This is a genomic window from Streptomyces sp. NBC_01334, from assembly GCF_035983595.1.
Classification (GTDB): domain Bacteria; phylum Actinomycetota; class Actinomycetes; order Streptomycetales; family Streptomycetaceae; genus Streptomyces; species Streptomyces coriariae.
On sequence record NZ_CP130719.1, the window covers coordinates 433,603 to 447,676 of the forward strand.

General features: G+C 71.4%; 14 protein-coding genes. 10 read left to right on the forward strand and 4 right to left on the reverse strand.

Going from position 1 to position 14,074, the window contains the following annotated elements:
* Positions 1-15: 15 nt before the first annotated feature.
* The 6 genes from OG736_RS46570 (at position 16) to OG736_RS46595 (ending at position 7,313) form a co-directional block, all read left to right on the forward strand.
* Positions 16-2,139, forward strand: coding sequence for a HEAT repeat domain-containing protein (locus OG736_RS46570; RefSeq protein ID WP_327188225.1), 2,124 nt, complete (start codon positions 16-18; stop codon positions 2,137-2,139).
* Between the two features lie 487 nt (positions 2,140-2,626).
* Complete coding sequence (locus tag OG736_RS46575) at positions 2,627-3,118, forward strand: hypothetical protein (RefSeq protein ID WP_327188226.1); 492 nt, start codon at positions 2,627-2,629, stop codon at positions 3,116-3,118.
* 276 nt (positions 3,119-3,394) lie between these two features.
* Positions 3,395-4,129, forward strand: coding sequence for a hypothetical protein (locus OG736_RS46580; protein WP_327188227.1), 735 nt, complete (start codon positions 3,395-3,397; stop codon positions 4,127-4,129).
* A 162-nt stretch (positions 4,130-4,291) separates the two neighbouring features.
* Positions 4,292-5,023, forward strand: a complete 732-nt coding sequence (locus tag OG736_RS46585; protein WP_327188228.1) for a hypothetical protein — start codon at positions 4,292-4,294, stop codon at positions 5,021-5,023.
* Positions 5,024-5,122: 99 nt separating this feature from the next.
* The gene (locus OG736_RS46590) at positions 5,123-5,413 is read left to right on the forward strand and encodes a hypothetical protein (RefSeq protein WP_327188229.1); all 291 of its coding nucleotides are present in this window, start codon (positions 5,123-5,125) and stop codon (positions 5,411-5,413) included.
* A gap of 1,099 nt (positions 5,414-6,512) precedes the next feature.
* A complete protein-coding gene (locus OG736_RS46595; RefSeq protein ID WP_327188230.1) occupies positions 6,513-7,313 on the forward strand; it encodes a hypothetical protein in 801 nt (266 codons plus the stop codon).
* 238 nt (positions 7,314-7,551) lie between these two features.
* Here the strand turns inward: OG736_RS46595 and OG736_RS46600 are convergent, their stop codons facing one another.
* On the reverse strand, positions 7,552-8,667 hold the full coding sequence (locus OG736_RS46600) for a hypothetical protein (protein ID WP_327188231.1): 1,116 nt from the start codon (positions 8,665-8,667) through the stop codon (positions 7,552-7,554).
* Between the two features lie 248 nt (positions 8,668-8,915).
* Here OG736_RS46600 and OG736_RS46610 point away from each other — a divergent pair.
* A protein-coding gene (locus tag OG736_RS46610) for an IS5 family transposase (RefSeq protein ID WP_327188232.1) occupies positions 8,916-9,733 on the forward strand; the annotation gives its coding sequence in 2 pieces (ribosomal slippage) (positions 8,916-9,267 and positions 9,267-9,733; 819 coding nt in all).
* Here OG736_RS46610 and OG736_RS46615 read toward each other — a convergent pair.
* On the reverse strand, positions 9,730-10,449 hold the full coding sequence (locus OG736_RS46615) for a pentapeptide repeat-containing protein (RefSeq protein WP_327188233.1): 720 nt from the start codon (positions 10,447-10,449) through the stop codon (positions 9,730-9,732). The genes OG736_RS46610 and OG736_RS46615 overlap by 4 nt on opposite strands.
* 161 nt (positions 10,450-10,610) lie before the next feature.
* On the opposite strand from OG736_RS46615, the gene OG736_RS46620 reads away from it, so the two are divergent.
* On the forward strand, positions 10,611-11,033 hold the full coding sequence (locus OG736_RS46620; RefSeq protein ID WP_327188234.1) for a hypothetical protein: 423 nt from the start codon (positions 10,611-10,613) through the stop codon (positions 11,031-11,033).
* Positions 11,030-11,242, forward strand: a complete 213-nt coding sequence (locus tag OG736_RS46625) for a hypothetical protein (protein ID WP_327188235.1) — start codon at positions 11,030-11,032, stop codon at positions 11,240-11,242. Before OG736_RS46620 ends, OG736_RS46625 begins: the two co-directional genes overlap by 4 nt.
* A gap of 270 nt (positions 11,243-11,512) precedes the next feature.
* On the opposite strand, the gene OG736_RS46630 is transcribed toward OG736_RS46625, so the two are convergent.
* Positions 11,513-12,163, reverse strand: coding sequence for a DUF6417 family protein (locus OG736_RS46630; protein WP_327188236.1), 651 nt, complete (start codon positions 12,161-12,163; stop codon positions 11,513-11,515).
* Positions 12,164-12,560: 397 nt separating this feature from the next.
* On the opposite strand from OG736_RS46630, the gene OG736_RS46635 reads away from it, so the two are divergent.
* Complete coding sequence (locus OG736_RS46635; protein ID WP_327188237.1) at positions 12,561-13,034, forward strand: lamin tail domain-containing protein; 474 nt, start codon at positions 12,561-12,563, stop codon at positions 13,032-13,034.
* Between the two features lie 115 nt (positions 13,035-13,149).
* Here the strand turns inward: OG736_RS46635 and OG736_RS46640 are convergent, their stop codons facing one another.
* Positions 13,150-13,869 carry an HNH endonuclease family protein gene (locus OG736_RS46640; RefSeq protein ID WP_327188090.1) on the reverse strand — a complete coding sequence of 240 codons (720 nt, stop codon included), beginning with the start codon at positions 13,867-13,869 and terminating at the stop codon, positions 13,150-13,152.
* Between the last annotated feature and the right edge of the window lie 205 nt (positions 13,870-14,074).

A 14,074-nucleotide genomic window follows, 5' to 3' on the forward strand; every position in this document is an offset into this window, starting at 1 on the left:
GGCATGGTGCTGATCATGTTCGACGGACTTCATGACATCGACTGGGCTTCGATGGAGCACGCGTACGGCCCGGCCGAGGAGGTACCGGCGCTGCTGTGGGCGCTGCGCTCCCCGGACACCGAGGAACGCCACAAGGCCCTCAACCGCTTCTACGGCGCGGTCCACCACCAGGGCAGCGTGTACCCGTCGACGGCAGCCAGCCTGCCCTTCCTGTTCGAGCTGGCCGCCGACGATGCCACGCCTGAGCGGGCCGCCGTCGTCGCGCTGCTGGTCAGCATCGGCCGGGAGTCCCTCGACCTGGGCTTCGAGGACGACGGCACCGAGATCGAGTACTACCCGCCGATGGGCTGCGGGCAGGCTGTCGCCTTGCTACGCGAGCGGGGTGAGCAGTTCGCCGAACTCTCCTGCGACCTCGACCCGGACGTACGCCTGGCCGCGATTCCCGGGCTCGGGCTCTTCCTTGACGACGCCGACCGGGCCGCCGCTGTGCTGCGCGAGCGCATGGACGTTGAGCGCGGCCTCGAAGTGCGGCTACGGATCGTGGAGGCGGCGGCCACCCTGACACTGCGCCTGCCGGCGGCCACGCAACAGGTGACGGGCTGGCTCTCCGGGCTTGCCGCCGACCCGGCCCGGGGCCCGGTGACCCGGCTCGCGGCCGTGGTCCAGCGGGCCCGCTGCGCCCCGGATGAGATCGGTGAGGATGCCGTGCCGGTCGCCGTCGGCCTGCTGCGCGAGACTGCCCACGCCATACCCGTGCGGCCAATCGCACAGGCCCCCAGCCGCCCGGCGGCACCCACGGACACAGTTGCGCCCCAGATCGTCGCCGCCTTCGAAGATCTCGACCGGCACACGCGTGTGTACGCACCGACCACGGCCCTGCTGCGTACGTTCCACGAAGTCCTGGGTGCCCGGGTGCCGGAGCGCACCGCGGTGCTGGCCGAGCAGCTGAGCAGCGCCGACCCCGGCTCGCGCCTGGATGCGGTCCGTATGAGCGGGGAGCTGATACGTACCTGGCGGGGGGATCACACCCGGCTCCTCCTGCTGGTCGCCGACCAGCTCACCACGGCCGACCAGGAGGTTGCCGCCGAGGCCGCAGCCGTGCTGGAGTCCTGTCATCCGATCGCCGTCCCGGCCCGGGAGGCACTCGCCGCGCGCGTCGACGCCCAACGTGCGGCGCACGGCCCTCACGTATGGGCCGCCCCCGACGCTCTGCTGCGCAGAAGCCACCAGGAGGCCGTGCGAGCCTTGGCCCGCCTCGGCGACGCACGCGCGCTGCCGAGTCTGCTGGCCGCGCTGGACAGCGACGTCGACGCCTGGCGTGCGATCCAGGTCACGGGGTATCTGCCGCAGGCGGCCGACCAGTTGACGCCCCGGCTCTGCGACCACCTGCGCCGCATCGACCTCTCCCAGCAGTGGAACGAGATGAGCGCCAACGCGATCCTTGCCGCCCTGACTGCGCTCGGCGACCCGGCCGCGGTTCCCGTGGTGGTGGACACGCTCGGCGCCGCGGTGCGCCATGAGCAGCACGGCGTCACGCGATCAGCCCTGAAGGCCCTGGGTGCGTTCGGCCCGGCGGCAACCGGCGCAAAGGGCACGATCCGGGCGCTTACCACCGCCACCGACGCGCACGTCCGTCCTGCCGCCGTCGCCGCGCTGTGGGCCCTCGACGGCGACCTGGCCGAGGTCCTACTTCTTTTGCTCCTCCTCCTCGACGACCGCATCACCTTCCGGATCAGTGATGCGGCTGATCTGCTCGGCGAGATCGGCCCGTCCGCCTCCATCGCACTGCCGCGCCTGCGTAACCTCCTGACGCACGAATACGAATGGGTCCGGGTGCATTGCGCGGCCGCGCTCTGGGAGGTCGGCGGCGAGGCCGAGGCACCGGCCGTCCTGGACACCCTGCTGTTGGCCATGGCCCAGAACTCGGCGACGGCCAATCACGTCGTGGTCTGTCTGGACCGCATGGGCCCACTTGCGGCACCTGCCCTGCCCCTGCTCCGCGAGCAACTGGCCCAGCCCCGACGCGGTGGCAGGTTCCAGAGCATCGACCACGACGAGGAACTCCAGCGGGTCTGCCGTACCCTCATCGCACGGCTCGACCCTCCAGCCCCGGGAGCCCCCGCCCCGCGAACGGCCTGAGGCTGAGCGAGCCCTCCGGCATCGACCGGTATCCCGCCCGCGAGGGATGCAGCACCACACCCCCGGACTCCCGGCAGCCGCCAACTGCTCTGGAACTTGCCGCGCCAGGCGAGGCCCGCCGCCCCTCGGTACGCGCACTGACTGCCCGGATCGCCGCGCGCTCATGAGGCCCGTCGTCGGCGTCGGCTCCGCAGCCGTAGGCGGCGCCGCGCAGGGCGCTGGGGATAAGGGTCCTGCGCCGCTCGCGCGGTCTCGAAGAGGTCGGCTGACCTGCGCCCAACCGCCTGCCAGAGGCCGGCGCCCTGGCGCGCATGGACCCCGATCAACGAGGCCCCGCGGTGAGCGAGCCAGGCTTCCTCGTTGCACCGTGGGCTCTTCGCGGCGTAACCGGTGGGATGGACCGGGGCGTGAGGTGGCAGGCTTCCCTGTCGCGTTCAGACCGATCACCGGTGCCCGAAGTCCGTGCACCGTCAGGGAAGGAACACTCTTGGGATTCATTGCCAAGCTGTTAGGCAAGCCGCCCTACAGCAACTGGCCCGCGAGCTACGACAGTTTCCGCGGTGACATGGCCAAGGCCGCAGGCCTTGGGGTAGCACGCGTCCGCTGCCACCGCAACACCTGGGCCTACCTGCTGGAGAACGTCCCCAAGGACAGCGAGACGACCATCACCGGCCACGAACGAGGGCAGGGCAGCGCGTTCCGGCCCCCGGCACAGGACGAGGTCACCGCCGAGGAGGGCGCGATGGTCACGGTGCCGCTGTCCGGTACCACCCTCGCCGCCGTGCTCAGCTGGTGCCGCAACATCCAGCCGGACACTCTGCGCGGCCCCTGGACCGAACTGGACCGCTCCATCGGACGCCGTGTCGGCGCCGCGATCTCCCAGGCTCTGGACAACGTCGTTCCCTCCAACGGCGCGGACGGACCGACGGCCGTCATCTACCTCGACGACCGCATCACCGCCAAGGACACCACCCCATAGCCCCTCCTTCGCTTGCTCTGCCCCGGGCAACGCAGGCCCGGGCAGAGCGGCCCGCGGCGGAGCGGCCCGCGGCGGAGAGGGCCAGGCCAGAGGCGGCGAGGACGGGCTTGAGCCAGTGCCCAGGGCGGCCGCGCCTAGTGACCGGTGTGGACCGGCCCGGCCCACCGGGGAGACGCACGGGGAGCCGGCACCAGACACAGGTGCCGACCCTCCCCGACCTGGGCAGCACCCAAATCCGCTACCTCTTCTGCTTCTTGGCTTCTACCGTGGCCGGTCATGAGCACGCAGGCCTTCAACGGCGCCTATCTCCTGCCCCTCTTCCGCGAGAGCGAGCAGGCTCGTACAGACGGCGCCTACCGGCAGCTGCCCGCCCCCGCCCCGGCCAGCAGCCTGGCCACCGACGACGCACCACTTGGCGCCTACGCGGCCGCTCACCTGATCCGCGCCTCCTACACCGCAGGCCTGGCCCACGCCGACGCGCTGCGCCGCCTGACGGCGGCCGGCGAGATCGACCCCACCAGCCCCTGGACCCTGCTGCGCGGCGCCCTGGAGAACTTCGCCACCGGCCTGTGGCTCCTGGACGGCGCAGGCCGGGCCGAACGGCGGCGCCGCGCGCTGTCGCTGTGGGACGAGGACATGCGCAACCGTCACCAGCACGAACAGGACACGGGCCACCTCCCCACCGGCGGCGGCCTGAGCGGAGCGCAGCGCCGGGCAGAGATCCGCGCCATCGCCGACCACCTCGCCCTGGCTCCGCTCACCGCACCCAGGACCCACCAGATCCTGCTCGCCGCCGCCCCCACGGCAGGTCTCACCGCGGTCAAGGTGGGCGCCGCCTGGCGGGCGGCATCCGGGTTCGCGCACGGCCGCTACTGGCCCAACCTGCGCGCCTCCCAGCCCCGCGCCGCGATACCGGATGCCGACGGAGTTCACACCGTTGCTCTGGTCATCGACGAGGACCAGCACCGGCCACTGGCCGAGTACTGCCGCATCATGCTGGGCCGGCTGTAGGAGCGCTACCACGTCCGGGCCCAGGCCCGATGAGCGTGGGCCGGGCAGCCGCCCGCGCCCCCTCGGCCTGTGCGAGGGCGGCTGCGGGCCGCTCCTGCAAGCCGACTCTGCAGAGCTGTTGTGCCCCGACCGCGCCACCCTTGCTTTCGACAGGATCTGACCATGCCTGAGACCGACCCGCAGCCTGTCACCCGCGGCCAGGAGCCTGTCGAGCCGTGTGCACGGCTCGGGCCGCACATGCCGCGCCGCATTCTCCTCCCCGCACTGGGCCGGACTTCCCGCGTGCGCCGCCGACGCATTCGCATCGTGCGGAATCTGCGGGTCCTGGTGGCCGCGCCCGCCCGGTCTCCGCGTTGCCAGTCGGACGCGCGCCGGGTCGCCGTCCGTCTGACCTATCTGCGCGGCGTGAACTCCGCGCCGTCCCCGACCCAGCCGGTCCTGATCGTGCCTCCCGGTGCTGCGGACCGCGCGCTCGGCGCCGACGTGGACGTCCTCTACATCTGCGCGCACTCCTACCCCGGACCCGACCCCGAGGGCCTCCTCGACACCGACCTCGCGTCCCTGAACAGCCCGCTGACGGCCAAGGCCCTCATCCTGGACACTTGCTGGGGCGCCGCCCCCACCGTACGACGTGCACTGGCCGCGCTGCGCCCTGCCCACCTGCCGCCACTGGCGCTGCTCGCCTGCGCCGGCCCTGCCCTCTTCGACCACCACGTCCTCGCCGGCCCACTGCTGGAAGCCCTCCTCACCGGCCCCCGTACCGACCCGTGGCATCAGCGTCTCGCCGCCGCGAAGGCCACCGCCCTGACCACCGCAGAAATGGCCGCGCACACCCGACGCGACTGGGCACGCTGGCAGATCCACTCCGTCCCTGGGACCCGCATCACCCCGTAGCAGCAGACGCTGTTCCTAGTGTGACCCGTCTCCAGGGTTCTGGAGGAGCCTGGTGTGACCTGGCGACACAGCCCGCTGCGACGCTCATAGGATGCCTGAATGCCCAAGCCGTTACGGATGAGCCGCCGCACGTGGGTTGCCGCGTGGGCGGTGCTGTGCGTGGCCGGTGTCGCTGCCACCGCCGCACTGGACGCCGTTCCGGCGCCTGACCCGCGGCCCGAGAAGCCCGTCAGCGCCGAGTGCGCCGAGTACATTGCGGACATCGAGGCGCAGTTGGCCAAGGCCAAGGTGGAAGGCAACGACGACGGTGTGCTGGCCTTCTCGCGAACCCGGGTCGGCGCGCACGACTGCCATGATGCACTTCTCGACCACTTCAGCGGCGACCGGTGAGCCGCCGTACAGGGCTCGCCGCGATAGCGGGGCTGATCTGTGCCGGTTCCGTTGCGATTATCGCCGTGAGCGCCGCGACGGAACCGGAGCCGCAGCCCACTTCGCCGCGGGTGTACTCCTCCTGCCTGGCGGCCGACACCAAGCCGGTGCCCGTGGACAACGACCCGTGCGACGGCCGTTGAAGAACCACTGAGTGACTGTCCGCTGCAGGGAGATCCCGCCTTCCGCTCTGCGGGGGCAGTAGGCCCGCAGAGCGGAATTTCTACAGAGAAACTATGAGGCAACCCGCTCCCGGGCCCTTGTGGTCTGCTTGCGCAGGACGCTGGTCCACGTTTCCATGAAGCCGGCTGCGCCGCTGTCGTCTCCGGGGATCTGGAAGAGGGCCGGGTCTGCCTTCGCCCAGACCGCCCAGCTCCTGGAACTCTTCCTGCACAGCGAAGGCCGCGCCCCGCCGCCCGCGAGACGATCCGCGTCGACGGCGACACCGTCAAGATCGGCGCCTGGCTCGCCAAGGCCCGCACCAAACACCGCACCGGCCAACTGCCCGACGCCGACGTACGCCTGGTCGCCGCCCTCTTCGACAGGGACTGGACGACCGAGGACGCTGTCCCGGCCGCCGTGGCGTAGGCAGCCCGGCCCGTTTCACACGCTGCGGGTGCACACCGCTGCTCACCGACGCGATCGCAGGGGGTCTTCGCGCTGGCCGCCGTGCTGGGCCTCAAGCGCGCACACGCCGCGTTCCAGCGCGGGTCGCCGGCGGCGGCCCGGCGGGGGAGCGCGGGAGCCGGCAAACGAGGCGAGTTGCTCGCGGACCTCGCCGGGCCGAGGTCCGCGCCCTCGCCGATCACCTCGCCCTGGCCACCCTCCGCGCCTCCCAGCCCCGCGCGGCCCTCCCGGGAGCCGACATCATCCACGCCGTCGCCCTGGTCACCGACGAGGACCAGCACCGGACCGCCGGCCGAATGAAAGGCAGCGACAGCGCCCGCCTGCTTGTCACGGTGCTCCCACGATCGGCCGATCCCCACAGGGCAGCCCGGCTCGTTGACGCATGAAGCAGCGCAGCGCATGCCCGGCCGTACCCGATCGGCGAGGAGACCTGGTGCACCACTCAGCCCAGCGCACACTGTGGCGGCGGTTCGAGGACGAACACGACGACGTGCAGTTCATCGGCGATACGTGCAAGGGAGTGCGCGCCATCACCGAGGGGGACGGGGTCGGCGAACCCGGCGACGTCATCGCCCTGGCCATCGCCGGGGCCGAAGCGGCCGACGGCGTGCTCGCAGGCCTGGACAGCGAGTGGGCCCTCTACATCCCTCAGCAGGTCGCTTACACCGCCTCCGCCCTGTGCGCGCAGATCACCGCCGCAGGACAGGCGCTTGAGAAGCTCGATGCGCACCTGGACGTGATGGCCGAACGCGGCGACATCGCGATGCCAGACCCGGACCGAGCCGCCCGGGAAGCAGATGAGGCCGGCAGGCTCGGCCTGGCACAGACGGCTCTGGGATCCGCGGGATACGCCGCCTCCACCGCCGTGGCGCCCGACATCGAAGAACCCCTGCGCCGTCTGGCCGCGGCACAGCGCCTGGCACCGCTGCCCGCCGACGCGCACGAGACCATCACCGAGGTCGGCCGCCTGCTGGGCGACGCGGCGAAGCTGTTCACCGCAGACCACGTCTGCCGGACTCCGCGGCCCGCGCTCCCTGATCGTGAGCAGTGCCGTTGCCGGATGGAACTGACCATCAGCGACGGCGCCTTGTGGGATTTCCGCCGTGAGGACGGTGAATGGTGCCTGGTGCGCAGGGCCGACGGTCACTGGATCGAACTCGCCGCAGCCGACGCATGCGCCGACCCGCGTCACGTGACAGCCCTGATCCGCCAAGCCGTCCGAACGGCACCCTGACCTTGCCGCTGCGTCCTTCCTCAGCGTGAGCGGACCGGCTGTGCCGAGTGCCCCGGTCTTGGACGACAGGTTCCTGCGCAGCTCAGGAGCATGGGCTGTGTTGCAGGCAAGTAGAGGGACGTATCTGGAGACGGTTCGGCCGACCGGCTGCGGGGCTCCTGAGGCTTCGGGGGCGTATCGGCGCTGGGGGTAGCGGTTGGGTGTTTCAGTTCGCCGGACAGCCAGGTCGAGGGGTGTGTCAGCGTTTGATGCGGCCGCGGATGGCGAGGAGACCGAGGGCGAGGAGGGTGGGTTCGAGGAGGCGGGAAGCCATCTCTATGTAGGTGCCGGCGTTGGTGAGGTTCTGGCCGCTGGAGCGGAAGACGACTGAGTTGACGCCGACGCGGGTGGCCTTCTCGGCTCTGGCCCAGGTCATGCGCTGTGACCATCCGCCGTGCAGGGCGGGGTCGGGGGTGCTGGTGTTGAGGCTGATCTTGCTGCCGCGAAGGGTGCCGGTGGTGGCGGGGTCGGGATCGTGAGTGGGCAGGCCGACGCTCATGAGGAGCAGGACGGTCAGGCACATGGCGGCGAGGAGCCAGGTGAAGGCGCGGGAGGCGCGCAAACCGTAGCCGGACAGCAGCCAGTAGCCCCACAGCAGGCGGCGTTCGCCCTTCGTGGTGCCGGTGTGGTCGTGGCGGCGCATCTCGCATTCGCCGTAGTAGAAATCGGCGGCGCCGGGTTCGTTCTTGCCGTCCTCGAACGCTTTGCGCAGCTGCCGGTACAGCGCGGCGACGTCCTCCGGGTCCGGGGTGCGGGCGGGGTCGGTGTGGTGCGGTCCGGGACGCCACAGATGGGGCTCGGGGTCTTCGCCCGCGGCCAAGGCAGGCTGGCCCGCGCTGTGGGCGCGCCAGTGGTGTTCCTCGGCGAGGACACGCCGGCGGGTGAAGCGCACCGGCCGGATGCCGCGGCGGTGCCAGCCAGCGGGTGCGTCGGCGAAGGTGGTGCGGCCTTCAAGGCGGATCTGGTCGAGGTGGAAGGCCCCGGAGAAGAGGCAGTCGCTCAGGTCGGTGTCGGTCAGCACCAGGTGCGCGGCATCCACGCCCTGCACCGAGACGACCCGCACCCGTGAGCTGCGCAGCCCAGGGCCAGGTCCTGCCAGCAAGTCCTCACGTACGGCGCTGCCGGCATAGGGGAAGGGGGAGCTGTGGGCGATGACGGCGGCGGGAGCGTTCAGGACCGCGTGACTGAGGTCCACGGCCGCGTACCGCACCCTCACGGTGACTGTCGACTCCCACTGCGTCCGCTCACACACCACCGCCCTTGCGGCTATTTCCAGCGTCACCGGCAGCACAAACACCGCTCCGGACAACGCCATTTGTTCCGCGCACACCAACGGCCCCAGCACCGGCACACCCTCAAACCGCGCTCTGTCGAACCAGGCGTAGCCGGAGAACTGCGTCCCGCCGAACCGGGCGTCGCTGGAGAAGTGCGCCCAGACGAACCAAGCTTCGCCGGAGAAGTGCGCCTGGCCGAACCCGGCGTCGCCGGAGAAGTGCGCCTTAGAGGCCCTAACAGAAGTTGTTGATCAAGTAACCATCGTCCTGTCCGCTCGTTGGTCGGGTCGTGGGGAAACGTCAGTCGCGGCCGTGGATCGTGTCGGACGAACTGTGGTCGCTCATCGAGCCGTTGCTGCCCAAGCCGGGGCCGAAGCTGGTGGCGGGCCGGCCGCGGATACCGGACCGGCAGGCCCTGTGCGGGATCCTGTTCGTGCTGCACACCGGCATCCAGTGGGAGTACCTGCCCCAGGAGCTGGGCTTCGGCTCGGGCATGACCTGCTGGCGGCGCCTGGCCGCCTGGAACGAGGCCGGCGTTTGGGAAGAGCTGCACCTGGTGCTGCTGAAGAAGCTGCGGGCCGCGAACAAGCTGGACTGGTCGCGGGCGGTGATCGACTCCTCCCACGTGCGGGCGGCCCGCAGGGGCCCAAAAGCGGTCCCAGCCCGGTCGACCGCGCACGGCCGGGCAGCAAGCACCACGTCATCACCGACGGCCAGGGCATCCCGCTCGCGGTGTCGCTGACCGGCGGCAACCGCAACGACGTCACCCAGCTGATGCCCCTGCTCGACAAGATCCCACCGGTCGCCGGCGTCGTAGGCAGGCCACGTCGACGGCCGGACATGCTCTTCGCGGACCGCGGCTACGACCACGACAAGTACCGGCGGCTGCTGTGGCAGCGAGGTATCCGTCCAGTGATCGCGGAACGCGGCCAGCCGCACGGCTCCGGCCTGGGCATCTTCCGCTGGGTCGTCGAACGCACCATCTCCTGGCTGCACGGCTTCCGCCGCCTGCGCATCCGCTGGGAACGGCGCGACGACATTCACGAGGCCTTCCTCGGCCTCGCCACCTGCCTCATCACCCACCGGCACGTCCAACGGCTTTGTTAGGACCTCTTAGCGAACCAGGCGTTGCCGGAGAAGTGCGCCCGGTCGAACCGGGCGTCGCCGGAGAAGTGCGCCCGGTCGAACCGGGCGTCGCCGGAGAAGTGCGCCCCGACGAACGCAACGTGGCCGGAGAAGTGCGCCCGGTTGAACCCGGCGTCGCCGGAGAACTGCGTCCCGATGAACCCGGCGCGGTCGGAGAACTGCGCCCTTTCGAACCGGGCGTTGCCGGAGAACTGCGCCCTTTCGAACCGGGCGTTGCCGGAGAAGTGCGCCCCGTCGAACTGGGCGTTGCCGGAGAAGTGCGCCCCGTCGAACTGGGCGTTGCCGGAGAACTGCGCCCCGTTGAACCAGGTAGGGCCGGAGAAGTGCGCCCGGTCGAACCCGGCGTCGCCGGAGAAGTGCGCCCCGACGAACTGGGCGTTGCCGGAGAACTGCGCCCCGTCGAACCGGGCGGGGCCGAGGCGGGGTCTGTCGGTGGAGGGGTCGTTGAGAGCGTTGAGGAGAGCCTGCAGCAGACCTGGGGTGAAGGGAGTGCCGCGGTGGTCAATGTCGGTGCTGGGGACCAGGCCAGTCAGGTAGGCGGTGCGGTCGGTGTCGGTGAGGTGGGCCAGGCATGCGGTGTGGCCAGGGACGTGAATGCCGCGGCAGCCGACCGGGTCGGTGGCCGGGTCCGCGCCGTGCCCGCAGTGCGGATAGGAGGGCGGTAAGGGCGTGCTCATGGTGCGGCGGCTCCAAGGGCGTCTGTCGGGTGCTGGTAGGGACGTTCTGCGGGCCGGGCCGGTTCGGGCCCGGCCTCGGCCCGCGCCGACTCCCGCATGGTCAACTCCCTGACCCCGAAACGGTATTGCGTTTGCCGTAGTTCTTTGCGATAGTCGTAATCATGGATTTGATCGGTGACCTTGCAGCCATCCACGTTCCTGTGCCGCAGCCCGGTGACGTCACGCCGGAAGAGCTCTACCCCGACGCTCTCGCCGAGGCCGAACAGGCCCGCGCCGACTACGCGTTCGCCCTGGAAGCGCAGCACGACGACCAGCACGAAGACCCCCTACTGATCGCCCTCGGCAACGCCCGCGCCGCCCGCGAGGCCGCCGACCGCGAGATCCGCCACCTCCTCGCCTACGGACGGGAGTTCCACGGAGACCGCCCCTACAAGCTCGAACCCCTCGCCCGGGCCAGCGGCATGACCCCCTCCGGCATCCGCACCGCCTACACCAGCAGCGAGATCCACACCGTCGCCGGCCGGATCGGCCGCACACCCGACAGCCGCCGCGCCCGCCCCCCGGCCCCGCCTGAGCCCTCATGAGCAGCCACCCCGGACCCCCTCCGCCTGCCTGCGTCTGTCTGCCCGCCTGGCCCGCCCTGACCACCGTCATCGAGGGCACCGCCCACCCGGTCGTGCCCTCACCCGCCCACACCCCCGCCTCCGCCCTCTACCTCGCCCGCTGTACCGGATGCGGCGCCGCCTACACCGGCCCCTGGAAACGGCTCAACACCTCCTCCCGCGCCGCCTGAGGACGCCGCACTGCGGGGCGCACAACGGGCCGACGGCTGCGCACTGTCGCAGCCGTGCCGAACCGCCCTACCTGCCTGCCTGCCTGCCAGCCGTCTACCGGCTGGGCGGGTGGAGGTAGCCGGTGAGGCGAGGGCAGCGCTGAGCACGGGGTGCGGGGCGTGAAGACCCGCCACCGACACCGCGCCGCCCGTCCCCGCGCACCCTGGCCGCCGAACTCGCCGCCCGCCGCCCGGACCTGGCGACCGAACGACGCCTCCCGGCCGCTCCCGTCAGGGGAGGTGATCGGCAGGTACGGCCGATGGCGGGCGGTGCAGGAGCGGTGTGGAGGCGGGAATCGCCGTGCGCTGCGCGGGGGCGGGCTGGTGGGTGACGCCGGTGTCGCGCGCGAAGCGGTTGGCTTCGAGTGCGGAGCCGGTTGTCTTGTGCAGCCAGAGCACGTATGCCACGGAGGCGATCTGGTCGTCGGTCAGGTGCAGGACCCACCGCTTCACACGGTGGTCGCAGCACGCGGTGCGGACCTCGTCGGTGAGGCCGTCGGCGAGCGGCCGCCGCAGGCGCGCGCCGAGGCTGACGGCCTGCCACAGAGCGGCCATCTGGGACAGGCACAGCTCGACCCGCCGGCGTCCCGGTCCGGGACCGCCGGTGGGTGCGGTGTGCCGGGGGCGGGAGGCGGCGTAGAGGAGGAGGTCGTGACCGTCGGGTGCCAGGCGGGCCGCCCACCTCACGGGGCGGCCTTCCCATGCGCAGAGCGCTGCGCGTTCCTCCCGGTCGGCGAGTTCGATGAGGCCGCGGTCGGCGAGGTTGAGCACACGCTGCTTCACGGGTGCCAGCACCGCATCCACCGCCCAGCCGTGCTCCGCCCCACGGCGGCGCGCCTCCACGGTCCTCAGCAGGTCGAGGGTCTTGTCGTCGGCGGCCATTGTTTCCCTCCCGCGCATGCCCGTCCTGGTATGGCTCAACCGGCGCCGGAGCGCCGGCGTCACGGCCGGCCGGCGGCTGGGCTGTTACTCACTTTCGGGTGACGCCCGGCCCGGGGCGGGGCGGCGCACCCGGGTGAGCGGTCAATTCCCGCAGGGGCCCGCAACCTGGCGGGGCGTCAACATTGTGCATGCGAGGCATAAATGGATGATGCATTTAAGAGTCACAGGAATGCGGGCAACAGGTAACACAGGCCGTGATTCCTCCCCAACTGCCGCACGGGTTGGACAGAGTGTGGGTGCGCGGCCGGACCGGCCGCCACCCGCACACCGCACCTACTTTCCGAAGCGGCCGAGACGGCCGCTTCTGGGAAGGTGCTCGCACCATCAGGGGGACTCCTTGACCGCTTCTGTCACCGCCCGCCGTCTGGCCGCCGCCGCACTCTCCGCCGGCGCCCTCGTCTCCGTGGCGGCGCTGCCCGCGACCGCAGCCGACCACGCCCGCCCGCACCACCCGCAGGTGGAGATCTCGGACGTGCAGTACGACTCCCCGGGACGCGACGACCGCACCAACCGCTCGCTGAACAAGGAGTGGGTGGAGCTGACGAACACCACCCGCTACGCGGTCAACCTGGACGGCTGGACCCTGAGGGACGAGTCCGGCCACACATACACCTTCGACCACTACCGTCTGGCGGGCCGTGCCACGGTCCGGATCCACACCGGCGAGGGGCGTGACACCCGCACCGACCTCTACCAGGACCGCCGCGCCTACGTGTGGAACAACGACCACGACACCGCGACCCTGCGCAACGACCACGGCCGCTTCGTCGACGACGAGTCCTGGGGCCACCGCCGCGGCGGCCGCCACTGACCCGCACACCGGCCCGCAGGAGCCGCGCGGCGGCTCGGCAGACCTGACACCCCGGGCGGCGTGCCCACCCTCTCCAAGGGCGGGCACGCCGCCCGGCGTCATGCGCCGGCCACGGTCACTGCGGTACCTGCTCGTAGCTGACCGTGGTGTCAGGGCAGGCCTCCGCCAGGCGGGTCAGTGCGTCGCGCTCGGCAGGGTCGGCGGGCAACTGCCAGCGCAGCTTGGTCGCCACCCACGCCCCGCCGTACTCACACCGGTAGCCCTCGACGGGCAGCCAGTCCGCGGGGTCCTTGTCGCTCTTGGAGCGGTTGGAGCTGCCCGAGACCGCGATCAGCGACGCCGGGGCCCCCTGATCGTTCGCGTACGCCTCGCGCCGGGCGGCCGTCCACGCCGACGCCCCGGAGTCCCAGGCCTCGGCCAGCGGCACCATGTGGTCGACATCGAGTGAGGACGCCGCGGTCACCCACACGTGGTCGTATTCGGAGAACCAGCGTCCGCCTGACAGCGCGCACCTTGCTCCGGTCTCAGGGGCGAGTTTGGCCTCGGACAGGATGACCTCTTTGCGGGTGTCGCATCCGTCGGTGGGGTTGAGGCCCTTGTTCCAGTGTTTGAACAGGTCCCGGCTGTAGCCGTCCCGGCTCTCGGGAGCCTCGCCGATCCACTCCAGGGCCTGGAACAGCGGCACATCCTGCGCGGCCGCAGGCGCCGAGGCCACGAAAGCCGGACCTACGGCAGCAAGTGATGGCTGGGCAGTCGTTGCAGCGGAGGCCGGGGCGGTCAGGGGCAGCACCGAGAGGGCGAGCACGGCGGCGACGCGGGGCAGTTTCTTGATCACACCCCGAGTTGTAGCGGCCAGACCCTCCGGAGCAGCAGGGCGGAGAAGACGGCTTCACCCGGGCGGGTGCAGGATTTCACCTGGAGAAACGCCACAGCAGAGGGACTCGGAGCCATCCCGCGCCGCCGCCTGCCAGGGCGGGGCCGGGGGGCGGCGGCCCGGCGGAGGATAGAGCGCGGCGGGCAGGCGCAGGAGACACACTTCC